The sequence below is a fragment of the Streptomyces sp. MZ04 genome (assembly GCF_004684775.1).
Taxonomy (GTDB): Bacteria; Actinomycetota; Actinomycetes; order Streptomycetales; family Streptomycetaceae; genus Streptomyces.
The window spans coordinates 37,882-51,840 of record NZ_SRIC01000026.1 but is presented as its reverse complement, the minus strand read 5'-3'; the positions used below and the strand labels follow the sequence as shown (position 1 = coordinate 51,840).

The window sequence follows — 13,959 nt, the reverse complement described above, 5'->3', positions numbered from 1 at the left end:
CCCCACCCCACTCGTCCTCAAAGCCGGTACGTCTTGGGCCGACGCCTGGCAGCGCTGCCTCGCCGTCGCCCCCGAGGCCTTCCGCGACGACCACGTCCTGAACCTGTGGAACGGCAGCTGGCAGGCGGAAGGCCGCGCCCTGCCCGCCACGAGCCCCGTCGACGGCAGCCCGATCGCGGGCCCGCCGCGCCTCGACGCCGCCACGGCCCACCAGGCCGTACGCGCCTCGCTCGACCAGCACCGAGCCTGGCGCCACATCCCGTTGGAGGAGCGGCGCGCCCGCGTCGCCGCCACCCTCGACGCCCTCACCCAGCACCGCGAACTGCTCGCCCTCCTCCTCGTCTGGGAGATCGGCAAGCCCTGGCGCCTCGCGCAGGCCGATGTCGACCGGGCCATCGACGGCGTGCGCTGGTACGTCGACGGCATCGAGCCGATGATCGAGGGCCGGACCCCGCTGGACGGTCCGGTGTCCAACATCGCGAGCTGGAACTACCCGATGAGCGTGCTCGTTCACGCAGTGTTGGTACAGGCACTCGCAGGAAACGCGGTCATCGCCAAGACCCCGACCGATGGCGGCGTCGCCTGTCTCACCCTGGCCTGCGCGCTCGCCGCCCGCGAAGGGATCCCCGTCACCCTCGTGAGCGGCAGCGGGGGAGAACTGTCCGAAGCGCTGGTGCGCGCGCCGGAGATCGGCTGTGTCTCCTTCGTCGGCGGGCGGGACACCGGCGCGGCCGTCGCCACGGCCGTCGCCGACCTCGGCAAGCGGCACATCCTCGAACAGGAAGGACTCAACACCTGGGGCATCTGGAACTACAGCGACTGGGACGCGCTGAGCGCCGTCGTCCCCAAACTCTTCGACTACGGCAAGCAGCGCTGCACGGCGTATCCGCGCTTCGTCGTCCAACGCGGCCTCTTCGACCAGTTCCTCGCCGCCTACCTCCCGGCCGTGCGCACCGTCCGCGTCGGCCACCCGCTGGCGGTCGAGCACGCCGAAGACCCCTTCCCGCAGCTGGACTTCGGCCCGCTCATCAATGCCGCCAAGGCCAAGGAGCTCTCCGACCAGGTGGCGGAGGCCATCGACCGGGGTGCCGTGCCGCTGTACCGCGGCGCGCCCGCGGCGGAGCGCTTCCTGCCGGGGCAGGACACGGACGCGTACCTGCACCCCGTCACGCTCCTCAACCCGCCGCCGTCCTCTCCGCTGCACCACGCGGAGCCGTTCGGCCCGGTCGACACCATCGTCCTGGTCGACACGGAAGCGGAGCTGCTCGCTGCCATGAACGCGTCCAACGGAGCGCTGGTCGCCACCCTGTCGACCGACGAGCCGGAGACCTACGAACGCCTCGCGCCGCAGATCAGGGCGTTCAAGACCGGCCGTGGGAAGCCTCGTTCGCGCGGCGACAGGGAGGAGCTGTTCGGCGGGTTCGGCGCGTCGTGGCGCGGCGCGTTCGTCGGAGGCGAGCTCCTGGTGCGGGCGGTCACCCATGGCCCGACGATGGAGCGACCGCCGGGGAACTTCCCCAGCTATCACCTCATGGCCTGAGCCTTGAGGGACGTCATGGCCTGAGCCCTGTGTGACGGTGTGCGTTTCACCGCGTTCCACCACCGGCGGGGGGTCGGTCGGCTAGCCGATTCCCTGCCGGTCGGGCAGCAGGGCGAAAGCGCGGTCCGCCGACTCCGGGACCGTGCGGTCCACCGCCTGCGCGAGCAGCTCCCGGTGGCGACGCAGCGGCTCGCGGCGCTCCTCGGGTGCCAGCCGCAGCAGGTCGTCGAGGCCGGCCAGCATGCGCCGCGTGACCTGCGGATTGCCGATCGCGCAGCCACGGATCTCGGCGAACCCGAGGTCCACCAGAGCGGTCCAGTCCGGCACGGGCTGCACCAGGCGCACCGCCCCCCGCCGGTCACGGTGGCGCAGGGTACCCAGCGGATACGCGGCTACCGACGCGAGGAACTGGACGATGCGGTCGAGGGCCTGCACCGCGGTGGTCGGATCGTTCACCGCGGGCGACAGGGCCCGCAGCGCGATGTCGGCGAGCTGGCGGAGCCCGAAGCCGAGATCCTGGTGGAAGGTGCGCTCCACGCCCACCGAGACGGTGTACCGCAACGCACGCGGGGAGGGCGCCGCCCCACCGTGCACCGTGAACACCGGGGTCCCCGGCACCATGAAGTCGCCGATGCGCGGGACGAGCCGCAGCACGACGCCCTGCCGTCGCGCCGCCCGCACGACACGGGCGATGTGTACGTCCCGGAGCACCCCGGCCCGCCCGCGGTGGGTGATCCGCGCGGACTCCGGGCCGAGGCGCTCGTCGTCCACAGCGCCCTCGGTCGGGTGCTTGATCGCCACCCGGAACGACTCCCGGGCGATCCGGTCGATCACGAAGCTGACCCGCATCATGCGGAGCGTCCCGTTCACGTAGGCGACGAACAACAGGAGGCTCAGGAACACCATCGCCAGCGCCAGGACGGACTCGATCAGCGGGACACTCGTCAGCTTCCGCGGATCGGACTCGCTGTCGAACGACGTCAGGGTCATGAGGGAGAACAGGAACGTCGCGAGGAAGACGGTGAGCGTGGCCTTGGTGATCCGCGACCTGACGTACAGCCGCACCACCCGCGGGCTGAACTGTCCGCTCGCCATCTGCACGGCCACCAGCGAAATGCTGAAGACCACACCGATGAAGGTCATCATCGCCGAGCCGATGGTGCTGATCACCGTCTTCGCGTCCTCGGCGATCGACATCAGCGATTCGACGGTGTCGTAGTCCCCGGCGTCCTGCGCCGCCTGCACGATCCGGGTGTCCAGCTCCGCCGTGACCGCCCACAGGACCAGGGCTCCCACCAGGCCCATGGTCGGAGCGAACCACATGGTGTCCCGCAGATGCTCACGCAACGGGGACAGCAGCCGGGGCCGCCGCACCTTCACGTCACCCAGCACTCCAGTAATCATCCCGTCACTCATGGTGAGACTGTAGATGCGGCGGAACGGGCCGCCGGGCATCCGCCCGCCGACCGGCGGATACGCAGGTGAAAGGCACTCCGAAAGCTTGGTATTGTTGTCCATGTCGCCGCGGGGAACACCCCGCGAACGGCAGAAAACACCTAGTCCGGGTGGCGGAATGGCAGACGCGCTAGCTTGAGGTGCTAGTGCCCTTTATCGGGCGTGGGGGTTCAAGTCCCCCCTCGGACACATAGTGAGTGAGGGTCGAGATTGATCTCGACCCTCACTTTTTGCTGTCCGGACGCGGATTACGGGATCTCGGCCCGGAACTTCTTCGTCAGGTCGGCGCCCCGGATCACACCGCCCGAGTGGTACTTGAGGCCCCACGCGTCGATCACCGAGCCGTCGCCGAACATGCAGCCGGCGATGACGTTCTCCGCCTTGGTCTCCCCCTCAGGGGCCCAGCCGCCGCCGTCCGTGGCCTTCGGGCCGTACATCGCGGTGCCGTTGATGGCCTTGCAGTAGCCGATGGACGGGTTGCCCGGGTAGCCGCCCGGGTCGGCGGGCTTGTGGATGTAGGCCAGGGCGGCCAGCGTGGGCTTGTCGGCGGCCAGGGTGTCGGCGGCGATCGTGATCTTGGTGCCGTCCTTGCCGGTGAAGACGCACATCTCGCGCTCCCCGCCGAGCTGGACGATCTGGGTTCCGGTCTTGGTGTAGTACGGGACCTGCTTCTGCGCGTCGCCGCCCTGCTCCTCGCACCACGTGCCGTCGGCGGACCGGTGCGTGGCGGGCCCGGCAGCGGGCGTGGCGGGACTGTCGGCGGCGTTGGCCGCCACGGCACTGCCCGAGAGCAGCAACGCGATGCCCACGGTGAGGACTTGAGAACGCTTCACGCTTCCTCCAGAAGCCAGAAGGGGGGACGGCAGCTGTGACCGGACATATCTTCAAGAGGCTTTCTGCGCAGGTCAACGCGGATCGGAGGGCTCGCGCCGCCCTCTTCGAACTCGGCGCGATCACCTGGGCGGCAGCCCTCTGACGTGGCGCTACGAGCGACGCGATCCAGCCAGTAATCCGCCAGTAACAGGCCCTGGGGCGCGAGTGGTTAGACTGACCGTCCTCATGGGCGGACCGGCACACGCGTACGACACCGGGGGGAGCCACGGCGCCGCTCCTCCCGTACTCCACATCCGTCTGCTCGGCGGCTTCCGGGCGGAGCGGGAGGGTGGGGTGCCGCCGGCCGAGCGGTGGTCGCGGCCCAGTGCCCGGACGCTCGTGAAACTCCTCGCGCTGACTCCGGGACACCAGTTGCACCGTGAGCACATCATGGCCGCGTGCTGGCCGCACGCGGAACTCCCCGCCGCGCTGCGCAACTTGCGCGTCGCCCTGCACGCCGCGCGGCACGCCCTGGAGCCGGAACTCGCCCCGAGGGCGGCGTCCTCCTACATAGTGACCGACGGCGTACTCGTGCGCCTTACCGCGGGTACGGTCCTGGTCGACGTGGAGCAGGCGGAAGTGCTGGCCGGCAGCGCGCTGGCGAGCGGCGGAGCTTCCGAACTGGCTGCCGCGCTGGCCGCGTTCACGGGGGATCTGCTGCCCGAGGACGAGTACGCCGCCTGGGCGGAGCCGCGCCGCGCCCGCCTGGCCGAGCTGCGGCAGCGGGTGGCCATCGCGCTCGCGCGGGCCCGCCTTGCCGCCGGTGAGACGGCGGAAGCGGCGGCGACCGCGCGCCACCTCCTGGAGTTCGCTCCTGCGGACGAGCGGGCCCACCGGGTGCTGATCGAGGGGTACTTGCGGCGCGGCATGCGGCGGGCGGCGGTACGCCAGTACGAGGAGTGCGCGGCCGCCCTGGACTCCTCGGAGCCGGGGGCCCGCCCCGCCCCGGAGACCGTGCGGCTGCACCGTGCGGCGCTCGCACAGCCCCGGGCCGCGGAGTCCGAGGCGGACGCGGCGCGGGTGCGGCTCGACTGGGCCCGCGCCCTGGAGCGCTCGGGCCGCTACGACGACGCGATCCGCGTCCTGCGGGAGGCGCTGGCGTCGTACGAACTCCAACACGCCCACGACGCCTGTACGTTGACGGCCGCCCGCCTCGCGGAAGTCCTCGCCCGTGTCGGCACACCCCGCGAGGCCCGAGCCACCCTCCACGCCCACCCGCCGGGACCGCACGCCCCCGTGGAAGTGCGCGCCACGCACCAGATGGCGGAGGCGATGATCCTGTTCCACGAGGGAAACTACGAGGCGGGCCTCGCGGCGGCACGGAGCGCCGAGGCCGTGCTGCGGCACCGGGAGGTAGTACCGCCGGACCCGCAACCGGCCAAGCACCCCGATCGCGCCGTCCTGCTGGCCAGGGCACTCGCCCAACAGGCCACCTGTCACGGCCTCTTGGGGCGCCACGAGCAGGCGATCAAGCCTGCTGAGCAGGCCCTGTCACCGGCCGAGGAGTCCGGTGACCCGGCACTGCTCTCCACTGTGCTGTCCGTCCTGCGTGAGAACGCCCGCAGGGCGGGGCACCACCGGCGGGCGCTGGGCTACGGCCGGCGCGCTCTGACGCTGGCCGAGCAGGCGGGGCGTCCCACCGCCACCGCCTTCGAGCGGGCCAACCTCGCCGAAGTCCATCTGCTCCTCGGCGAGGCCAGGGACGCGGACCAGCTGGCGCGGGCCGCCGTCGACCTGGCCGACCCCTTCGGCGGCACGTGCCTGGCCTTCGCGCTCACCGCACTCGCCCGGGTGCGGACGGCCACGGACCCGGACGCCGCCCGCACTCTGCTGGACCGCGCCGAGCGCTGCGCCCACGAGGGCGGGCACCGTCAGGCCGTGGACGAGGTCCGGGCGGCGCGCGCCGAATGGGACGCCGCCGCCCGGGCCAGGCCCACCTAGAGCAGGCCCCATGCGAGGTGCAGGAACGCTGAAGTGCATAGGCCGCCGGTTGCCGTCAGCGGGGCCGGGCCTGCCAGGCGTGGGCGAAGAGTTCGGGCAGTGGGCCGGTGGTGGGGCTGGTCAGGACCTTCTCGCGGTCGGAGGAGAGGCGGGCGCCGAGCAGGTCGGCCTTCCACGTTTCCATCGGGTGATGCGGCTTCGCCGCGGTGGCCCAGTCGCCGGGCAGGAAGACGCCGCGGCCCGCACGGGGCCGACGGTCGGCGACCACCAGCTCCGCGTCGAGGAGTTGGGCGGCGGCCGCCTTGTGCCGGACCGGCGTCCAGCCGTTCCAGCGGCGGATGTTGCGGTCGGTGGGCGCGGGCAGCGCGAGCAGCTGGAGGTACAGCGTCGCGGCATCGGTGCCCAGGCCAAGATCGGCGGCGGACTTGGCCAGGGTCTCGGGGGCCGAGGCGCGCGGGTCGGTCTCGTAGTGGCCGGGCGGCAGTGCCCGGGACCTGATCCGTTCCTCCAGGCGCAGGCACTCCGGGCCGCGCAGCCAGCGTACGAGGGCGAGGTTGGAGCCCTCGCGGCCGACGGTGGCGTCCAGACGCTGCGAGCGCGGGTCCGTGCCGTACTGACTCGGCCGGAAGTAGACGCCCGGCGACTCGCGTTCGCCCCGCCGGTCGATGCCGCCCTCGGCGATCACGGTAAGGCCGTCGTCGAGCGTGGGGTGCCCGAGGGGCGCGAGGGCCTCGCTGTACTCCTGGGCGCCGGGGAAGCCCGGTGCCAGTTCCGCCACGGTCCTGCCGCGCAGCGACCAGCCCTTGGCGGCGAGCAGCATCCGCGGGTCGGCCAGTCGTTCGCGCAGCAGTGCGGCCACCTCGGGGACGCCCTCGCGGACCGGGTCGCCGCCCGGCAGTTCGGCGTAGATCCACGGAATGGCGTGGCACGCCACGGCGAGCAACTCCTTGAAGCGGAACCCCTCCTCGCCCTCCCAGGCGTGGCCGATGACGCTGCTCGCCCGCAGCCGGGTGTCGGGGTCCCGGTTCAGCACCAGGTCGCTCGCGGGGTCGGCGAACACCGTGCACACCGCGGCCGGGGCCTTGAGAATCGACTCGTGCTCGGTCGCCACCGTCAGCGTCGCCTCCGAGATGGCCGGGCGTGTGCCCTGCTGGGCACGCCAGGCCTCGGCGATCCGCTCGGCAAGCGCGGCCTGCCCGCCGGTCCGCCACAGCTGCTCCGGGTCGTCGGGCAGCACCCCGGCGAGCAGCGCGAGGCGTGCCGGCGCCCGTACGTCGCTCAGCTCGCGCACGCCCGCCTCGGCCTCGGACTGCTTGAGCCGCATGGTCTTGCGGGCCTCGGCGTCCAGCCACTTGGTGTGGGAGTTGCCCGGAATCCCGGCAAGCAGCAGGGAGGCGGCGGCACGGCTGAGTCCGGTGGCGTCGGCCAGCGCGGCGGCCGCGTCCCGGTCCCAGGGGGCGGGGCCGTTCTGGCGTACGAGGTCGGCCAGTGCCCGCAGTTGGGCGGGGGTTCCCCAGCCGCCCGTGGGGACGGGCTCGGCAGCGGTGATGTCTCCGGGGGCGGGCGGATCGGCCTCGCCGGTCCGCAGTTCCACGAAGTGCCGCCCGGTCTTCCCCGTGCCGAGTCCGTGCACGGCGAGCACGGCGCCGCGTTCGTCACGGGCCGCGTACTCGCGATCATCGGTGAGTTCGATGGTGCCGGTACGCATCCGGGCGAGGGCGGACGGGTCGGCGAAGGGCGTCTTGGCCCACACGTCCAGCATCGCCAGGTGGACCGCGCGCAGATCCGCGTGGACGGGAGAGGCGCCGGCCCGCAGGGCGACGGCACCGATACGGCCGATGAACCGGGACCAGTACCAGCCCTTGTACTGCTCCGGGAGTTGATCGGCCCGTCCGGCCAGATAGTCGCCGGTGCGGGCGAACCCGGCGAGGGTGCCGGCCCGCCAGTATCCCGCGCCGTCGAGGAGCCCGGAGAGGGCGACGGAGATCAGGTCTTCGTTCAGGCGGGCGGCGGCGGGGCGTATCGCTTCCTCTGGCATGCCGCACATCCTGCCTGATGCCGTGCGGTGACGCTTCGTCAGACCGCCGACCACCCGCCGTCCACCGGCAGGACGACGCCGTTGATGTTGCGGGCCGCGTCGGAGGCGAGGAACACGATCGCGGCGGCCTGCGTCTCGGCCGCCGCGGGCTGCCCCACGTTGCCCATGTAGGCGCCGAGCGCCTGGGGACCCGGGGCGTCCGGGTCGACATCGACGCGGATGTTGGTGATCGTGCCGCCGGGGGCGATCGCGTTGGCGCGGATGCCCTTGTTCCGGTACGTCACCGCGAGGGACTTGGTCAGGCCCGCGATGCCGTGCTTGGAGGCGGTGTACGCGGCTCCGGCGGCGCTGCCGCGCAGCGAGGCCTCGGAGGCGGTGAACACGATGGCGCCCCGGCCGGCCTCCAGCATGTGCGGCAGCGCGGCCCGGGTCAGCAGGAACGGGGCGGTCAGATTGATCCGGAGGACCCGCTCCCACTCGGCGTCGGTCACATCGGCGGCGGCCGACATGGTGTCCATGATCCCGGCGTTGTTGACCAGCACGTCGATGCCGCCGAACGCCTCGAGGGCGGTGGCGACGACCGAGTCGACCACCGTCTGCTCGCTGAGGTCGCCCACGACCGTGACCGCCGTGCCTCCGCCCGACTCGACCTCGGCGGCCACCGACGCGGCACCCTCGGCGTTCAGATCGGCCACGACCACCTTCGCCCCCTGCTCGGCGAAGGCGAGCGCGGTGGCCCGGCCGATGCCGGAACCCGCCCCGGTGACGATGACGCTGCGGCCCGCGAAGTCCCTCACCTGGCTCATGATGAGGCCGCCGCCGTCGCCTCGGCGTCAACTTCCGGCTCGGGCACGGCATTCATCGGTCGTACGGGAATGAGGGAGGCGACGGCCGCCGCCGCGAGGGCCACCCCGCAGCCCATCAGCATGGCGACACGGAAGCCGTCCTCGGACGGCAGCAGGTGGCCGCCGAAGTCCGTCGTCAGCTGCGCGAGGACCACACCGATCACGGCGGCCGACACGGAGCTGCCGATCGAACGCATCAGCGTGTTGAAGCTGTTGGCCGACGCGGTCTCCTCCTGCGGCACCGCACCCATGATCAGGGCCGGCATCGCCCCGTACGCCAGGCCGACACCCGCGTTGCAGACGATGGTCACGGCCAGCAGGCCCCAGGTCGAGCCGAGCAGGAGCAGCGACGAGGCGTAGCCGACGGAGATGACCAGGCTGCCGACGGACAGCGTGACCTTGGGGCCGCGGGCCGCCGAGAGCTTCGCGCCGAGCGGGGCGAGGGCCATCATCATCAGGCCCGCCGGGGCCATCCACAGACCCATGGCCATCATGGACTGCCCCAGGCCGTAGCCGGTGGCCTCGGGCAGTTGAAGCAGCTGGGGCACGACGAGCGACTGGGCGTACATCGCGAAACCGACGAGCACCGAGGCCGCGTTGGTCATCAGGACCTGCGGGCGTGCGGTGACGCGCAGGTCGACCAGCGGCTCGGCGCTGCGCAGCTCCCACACCCCCCAGGCGAGCAGCACGACCACGGCCGCGGCGAACAGACCGAGCGTCGTCCCGCTCGCCCAGCCCCAGTCGGAGCCCTTGGACACGGCGAGCAGCAGACAGATCAGGCCGGTGCCGAGGCCGATCGCGCCCAGGAGATCGAAGCGGCCGGACGTGGCGCGCACCCGCCCCGCGGGTACGAACCGCCAGGCCAGCACGCCGACCAGAAGGCTCAGCGCGGCGGCGACCCAGAACAGCACGCGCCAGCTGGCGTTCTCGGCGACCGCCGCCGAGAACGGCAGGCCGAGCGCGCCGCCCACGCCCATGGACGCGCTCATCAAGGCGATGGAGGAGCCGAGGCGCTCGGGCGGCAGTACGTCACGCAGCAGGCTGACGCCCAGCGGCACCACGCCCATGCCGAGGCCCTGCAGACCGCGCCCGACGATCATCGGTACGACGGATGAGGACAGCGCGCAGACCACCGAGCCCGCGACGAGCGGCAGTACGGAGACCAGGAGCATGCGGCGCTTGCCGTACATGTCGCCGAGCCGCCCGGCCACCGGAGTCGCCACCGCCGCCGACAGCAGCGTGGCGGTGACCACCCAGGACGCGTTCGACGCGGAGGTGTCGAGCATGCTCGGCAGGTCGCCGATGAGCGGCACCACCAGCGTCTGCATGACCGCGGCGACGATGCCCGCGAGGGCGAGTACGCCGATGATGCGCCCCGGGCGCACCTCGGGCTCTGATCCGACCACTGGTTTCTCCCTCGGCTCTGCACGACGCCTTCGGCCCCACAGGATGATGTGCACTATACATATGACATGCAGCATGCATACGCGGAGTACGATGCATCATGTGCGGCAGGGCCGGTGAGGGCAGCCCTGCCCTGAAGAGCACCGGGAGTCGGAGGATGCCTCACATGGACAAGCCCGTTGGCCGGGTCGAATTCGAGACCATGCTGCTCGGGCGGCACTCGCACCTGTACAACCCCCGGACGCGCGCCACCGGCGGGCGCCTCGACCGCAGTGCGTACGTCCTGCTCAGCCGCATCCAGATGGACGGCCCGATGTCGATCGGCCAGCTCAGTGAGGCCTTCGGACTCGACGCCTCCACCCTCAACCGGCAGACGGCGGCCATGCTGCGCGCCGGACTCGTCGAGCGCATCCCCGACCCCGACGGCGGCCTGGCCCGCAAGTTCCGCATCTCCGCCGAAGGCGAACACCAACTCGACGCCGACCGCGCCGATTACACCCGGGGCCTGGAGAAGGTGTTCAGCGACTGGTCACCGGAGGAGGTGGCCGCCTTCGCCACCTACCTCCAGCGCTTCAACGGCGACATCGAGCGGCTCGAAGGGCACCCGTGGCCGCGCCCCTGAACCGGCAGCCCCCTACTTCTTGAGGGTCCCCATCGCCGCGCGTGTGTCGGCCTTGAGCATCGTCTCGATCTCCGCCGCCTTCGGCTGCGTCTTCTTGTCGTCCGGGGCGCCGTACGAGCTCCAGTGCATCTCGGCGGTGAACCAGCCCTCGCGCACGGCGAGCGTCATGCTGGTGAGGGAGTCCTTGTCCGTGCCGCTCTTCTCGGTCACCAGGTACGCCTCGTCGCCCATGCCGCTCACGGCCTTCGTCGTATAGCCGTACGTCTTCTGCGACTGGTCCTCGAACCCCTTCCACTCCGAGGCGAACTCGCCCGCCGGGTCACTCGCCTTGTGCCACCGGGCGGTTGAGTAGACGTACGTGCTCGCGTACGAGTCGGCCGCCGCCTCCGGGTCCTTCAGCTTGTGGCTGCAGTAGCCCTGGTCGAGACCCTTCTGCCGGGAGCCGTAGTGCGTGGTCGCGGTGGAGTCCGTGTCGAGGTCGTACTCCTTCTGGAACGCCTCGAGCTTCGTGGCGTCGCAGAGGTTCTTCGTGAACTGGTAGCCGGCGAGATCCGCTTCGCCGCCACCGCCGTCGGACGAGCCGAGGCTGCCGGTGGCGAAGAGCGCCCCCGCCCACAGGGCCGACGCCACGACGACGCCGCCGAGTCCCCAGACCCATCCCGGCGTCGGCTTGCGCGGACCGGCCGGAGGCGCCGGCGGGCCGCCCACCGGAGCGGGCGGCCGGCCGTAAGGGCCGGGCTGCTGGGCGTACGGGCCGGGCTGCTGGGCATAGGCGCCCGGCTGCTGGCCGTAAGGCTGAGGCGACACCGCTCCCGGGGGCTGCTGGTACGGATTCGGGTTCTGCTGGTACGGGCCCGGCTGCGGCGGGTTCGGTATCGACATAGGCGGCAATGTACAGCGGCGTCGCCGCTTTTCCGGCTTTCGGGCCGCTGGCTCCGGGGCCTGGCCGACCTGCGAAGGCGCCTCTCAAGTAAGGTCACCCTTATCGACTCCTGGAGGCCTCCCCATGCCGCTGACCGCTCCGCCCGAGGGACCACCCGCCGGCCGCCCCGCATCGCACGGCCGCGGCCCGTCGAGCGCGCGTCCAGTGCCTGGGTGGACCGGGCCGTGCACCGGGCCGTGGAGCAGGGCGACTTCTGGGGGGACGTGCGGGCCGCGGGCGGGACGCCGATCGTCGAGCCCGATCCGCAGGGCGATGCCGACCACCGGGTGGTCACCTTCCTGTGGCGGGGAAGCGAGGCGACGCGCGCCGTCCTCGTACTCCCGAACAAGGTCGTCGATCCGCGTGACCTCGCGCGCAATCTGATGGAGCGCGTACCGGGCACCGACATCTGGCACTGGTCGGTCCGGATGCGCGCCGACTGGCGGGCCACGTACACCCTCTGCGTGGACGAGGGCGAAGGACCGCGGGCCGATGGCGAGTACTGGGCCTGGCTGCGTGGGTGCCAGCAGGGAGATCCGCTGAACTCCCGGACCCTGACCCGGCGTTGGGGCGGCGATCCGGTCTCGTACGTCGAGCTGCCGCAGGCTCCGCGTGGCGACGACTGGCAGCGGCGCGATGGCGTCGCGCGCGGCGCCGTCAGTACCCACACCGTCCGCAGTGAACTGCTCGGCAATGAGCGGCCCGTGCATGTGTACGAGCCGCCGGGCGGCGGGGACGACCTGCCCGTCCTCGTCCTGATGGACGGCGAGATGTGGCAGCCCGGCCTCGATGTCGCCGCGCTTCTGGACAACGTCATCGCGGACGGCCGCATCCCGCCGCTGGTGGCCCTGCTTCCCGAGTCCTTGGGCTCGGACCTGCGCTGGGCCGAACTCGCCTGCAACGAACGCTTCGTCGGGTTCCTGGAGCGCGAACTGCTGCCCTGGGCGGCCGAGCGGCTCCCGCTGACCGACGACCCTGCCCGCACCATCGTCGCGGGCCAGAGCCTCGGCGGCCTCACCGCCGCCTACGCCGCCGTCGCCGCGCCGCACCGCTTCGGCCGGGTCCTTGCCCAGTCCGGGTCCTTCTGGTGGCCCGACGGCCCCGACCTCGAACGCTCCGAGTGGCTGACCCGACGCATCGCCGCGAGCGAGAAGCTGCCCGTCCGGTTCTGGCTCTCGGCCGGTGAGCAGGAGTGGGTCGCGCTGCCCGCCCTGCGCAGGCTGCGCGACACGCTGCGGGACAAGGGGTACGACGACGCCGTGTACCGCGAGTACAACGGCGGGCACGACTATCTGTGCTGGCGCACCGAGCTCGCGGACGGGCTCGTGGGTCTGCTTGGCAGTCAGGTTGGCACGCAGGTTGGCACGCAGGCTGGCACTCAGGCGGCGGCGACCGCCACCGCCGCCGCGTAACCCTCGGGGACGGCCACGTCCGTCACCGTCCAGCCCGGCACCGGCGTCGGCGCGGACCCCGTCCCCACCAGCAGTGCCGTCATCCCGTCACCGGCGAGACCCGCACCCGTTCCCTTGAGGCACGCCTCCTTGCGGGTCCAGCAGCGGGCGAAGGCGGGCGGCCGCTCGGGGGCCGGGAGCGCGGCCAGTTCGGCCCGCTCCCGGGGGTGCAGGGCCGCCGCCACGTCGTTCACCACGCCCGCCGCGGGCAGCCGCTCGATGTCGACGCCGACCGGACGGTCCGCGAAGGCGAGCAGGGCAAGGCCGTCCGTGTGCGACAGCGAGAAGTGCGGGCCCGCGCCCCCGGCCACGGCGGGACGGCCGTGCGGGCCGCCGCATCCGGGGCACGGCAGACGCACCAGCTCCACCGCCGTTGGGTCGACGGAGAGGTACGCGCCGAGCCTGCGCCGCAGCGCGGTGTGCGCCGCCACGTACACCGCACGGTCGGCAGGACGCCGCAACGCCGCCGACCGGCGCCGCTCCTCGGCATCGAGTACATCGAGTGCATCGAGTACACAGACGTCGATGTCCGGGAGCGGGGCCGGGCGGACGAGTTCGAGCTCCGTCACGCGGGCGGATCCTGGAGGCGGGCCACGCAACGGCCGTACGGCTCGGGGCCGTACACCGCCCGCCATCCCTCGGGGGCCGGACGGAACACCGGCCACAGGGAGTGCTCGCCGAGCGCGTTCTCCAGGACCAGATGGGTCGGCTCGGCGGGGTCGTCCTGGCCGGCCGGATCGAAGGGGCCGGGTGTGGTCGTCATGCGTGGTCCAGCTCCTTGAGTCGGGTGGCGAGGACGGCGCAGATCTCGTCGAGACGCCGCGGCTGGGTCAACTCCGGGTGCAGACAGTCCACATCGTGGTTGTCG

Annotated in this window: 12 protein-coding genes and 1 tRNA gene; 5 read left to right on the top strand and 8 right to left on the bottom strand. The window is 72.2% G+C overall.

The window, feature by feature from the left end; genetic code table 11:
- Positions 1–1,540, top strand: a 1,540-nt coding sequence (locus E2651_RS09010) for an aldehyde dehydrogenase family protein (protein ID WP_135330502.1), incomplete at its 5' end; no start/stop codon positions are given.
- 81 nt (positions 1,541–1,621) lie between these two features.
- Here the strand turns inward: E2651_RS09010 and E2651_RS09005 are convergent.
- Complete coding sequence (locus tag E2651_RS09005; RefSeq protein WP_135330501.1) at positions 1,622–2,956, bottom strand: DUF2254 domain-containing protein; 1,335 nt, start codon at positions 2,954–2,956, stop codon at positions 1,622–1,624.
- 143 nt (positions 2,957–3,099) lie between these two features.
- Between E2651_RS09005 and E2651_RS09000 the strand changes: the two genes are divergently transcribed.
- Positions 3,100–3,184: transfer RNA gene (locus E2651_RS09000), tRNA-Leu, on the top strand.
- Between the two features lie 59 nt (positions 3,185–3,243).
- Here the strand turns inward: E2651_RS09000 and E2651_RS08995 are convergent.
- Positions 3,244–3,828, bottom strand: a complete 585-nt coding sequence (locus tag E2651_RS08995; RefSeq protein WP_135330500.1) for a hypothetical protein — start codon at positions 3,826–3,828, stop codon at positions 3,244–3,246.
- A 226-nt stretch (positions 3,829–4,054) separates the two neighbouring features.
- On the opposite strand from E2651_RS08995, the gene E2651_RS08990 reads away from it, so the two are divergent.
- Positions 4,055–5,809: a BTAD domain-containing putative transcriptional regulator gene (locus tag E2651_RS08990; RefSeq protein ID WP_135330499.1), complete on the top strand. Its 1,755-nt coding sequence runs from the start codon at positions 4,055–4,057 to the stop codon at positions 5,807–5,809.
- Positions 5,810–5,864: 55 nt separating this feature from the next.
- Here the strand turns inward: E2651_RS08990 and E2651_RS08985 are convergent, their stop codons facing one another.
- The 3 genes from E2651_RS08985 to E2651_RS08975 are packed head-to-tail and all read right to left on the bottom strand — an operon-like array spanning position 5,865 to position 10,098.
- Positions 5,865–7,847 carry a hypothetical protein gene (locus tag E2651_RS08985; RefSeq protein ID WP_135330498.1) on the bottom strand — a complete coding sequence of 661 codons (1,983 nt, stop codon included), beginning with the start codon at positions 7,845–7,847 and terminating at the stop codon, positions 5,865–5,867.
- 38 nt (positions 7,848–7,885) lie between these two features.
- Complete coding sequence (locus E2651_RS08980) at positions 7,886–8,653, bottom strand: SDR family NAD(P)-dependent oxidoreductase (RefSeq protein WP_135330497.1); 768 nt, start codon at positions 8,651–8,653, stop codon at positions 7,886–7,888.
- Positions 8,650–10,098, bottom strand: a complete 1,449-nt coding sequence (locus tag E2651_RS08975; protein ID WP_135330496.1) for an MFS transporter — start codon at positions 10,096–10,098, stop codon at positions 8,650–8,652. The genes E2651_RS08980 and E2651_RS08975 overlap by 4 nt, the downstream gene beginning before the upstream one ends.
- Positions 10,099–10,262: 164 nt before the next feature.
- Here E2651_RS08975 and E2651_RS08970 point away from each other — a divergent pair, with 164 nt between their 5' ends.
- The gene (locus E2651_RS08970) at positions 10,263–10,718 is read left to right on the top strand and encodes a MarR family transcriptional regulator (RefSeq protein ID WP_135330495.1); all 456 of its coding nucleotides are present in this window, start codon (positions 10,263–10,265) and stop codon (positions 10,716–10,718) included.
- 12 nt (positions 10,719–10,730) lie between these two features.
- On the opposite strand, the gene E2651_RS08965 is transcribed toward E2651_RS08970, so the two are convergent.
- Positions 10,731–11,600: a hypothetical protein gene (locus tag E2651_RS08965; RefSeq protein WP_135330494.1), complete on the bottom strand. Its 870-nt coding sequence runs from the start codon at positions 11,598–11,600 to the stop codon at positions 10,731–10,733.
- A 213-nt stretch (positions 11,601–11,813) separates the two neighbouring features.
- Here E2651_RS08965 and fes point away from each other — a divergent pair, with 213 nt between their 5' ends.
- Positions 11,814–13,052, top strand: a complete 1,239-nt coding sequence (gene fes / locus E2651_RS08960; protein ID WP_245238689.1) for an enterochelin esterase — start codon at positions 11,814–11,816, stop codon at positions 13,050–13,052.
- Here the strand turns inward: fes and E2651_RS08955 are convergent.
- Positions 13,019–13,726 carry a 4'-phosphopantetheinyl transferase superfamily protein gene (locus tag E2651_RS08955; RefSeq protein ID WP_135330493.1) on the bottom strand — a complete coding sequence of 236 codons (708 nt, stop codon included), beginning with the start codon at positions 13,724–13,726 and terminating at the stop codon, positions 13,019–13,021. The two genes, fes and E2651_RS08955, sit on opposite strands and share 34 nt — an antisense overlap.
- On the bottom strand, positions 13,657–13,854 hold the full coding sequence (locus E2651_RS08950; RefSeq protein WP_135330492.1) for an MbtH family NRPS accessory protein: 198 nt from the start codon (positions 13,852–13,854) through the stop codon (positions 13,657–13,659). Before E2651_RS08950 ends, E2651_RS08955 begins: the two co-directional genes overlap by 70 nt.
- Between the last annotated feature and the right edge of the window lie 105 nt (positions 13,855–13,959).

Excerpts from the sequence above, each read along its gene's own strand:
- E2651_RS08950 (WP_135330492.1), bottom strand. The coding sequence starts at position 13,854 with ATGACGACCACACCCGGCCCCTTCGATCCGGCCGGCCAGGACGACCCC.
- E2651_RS08955 (WP_135330493.1), bottom strand. The coding sequence starts at position 13,726 with ATGGCGGGCGGTGTACGGCCCCGAGCCGTACGGCCGTTGCGTGGCCCG.
- E2651_RS08965 (WP_135330494.1), bottom strand. The coding sequence starts at position 11,600 with ATGTCGATACCGAACCCGCCGCAGCCGGGCCCGTACCAGCAGAACCCG.
- E2651_RS09005 (WP_135330501.1), bottom strand. The coding sequence starts at position 2,956 with ATGAGTGACGGGATGATTACTGGAGTGCTGGGTGACGTGAAGGTGCGG.
- E2651_RS08980 (WP_135330497.1), bottom strand. The coding sequence starts at position 8,653 with ATGAGCCAGGTGAGGGACTTCGCGGGCCGCAGCGTCATCGTCACCGGG.
- E2651_RS08990 (WP_135330499.1), top strand. The coding sequence starts at position 4,055 with ATGGGCGGACCGGCACACGCGTACGACACCGGGGGGAGCCACGGCGCC.
- E2651_RS08985 (WP_135330498.1), bottom strand. The coding sequence starts at position 7,847 with ATGCCAGAGGAAGCGATACGCCCCGCCGCCGCCCGCCTGAACGAAGAC.
- E2651_RS08970 (WP_135330495.1), top strand. The coding sequence starts at position 10,263 with ATGGACAAGCCCGTTGGCCGGGTCGAATTCGAGACCATGCTGCTCGGG.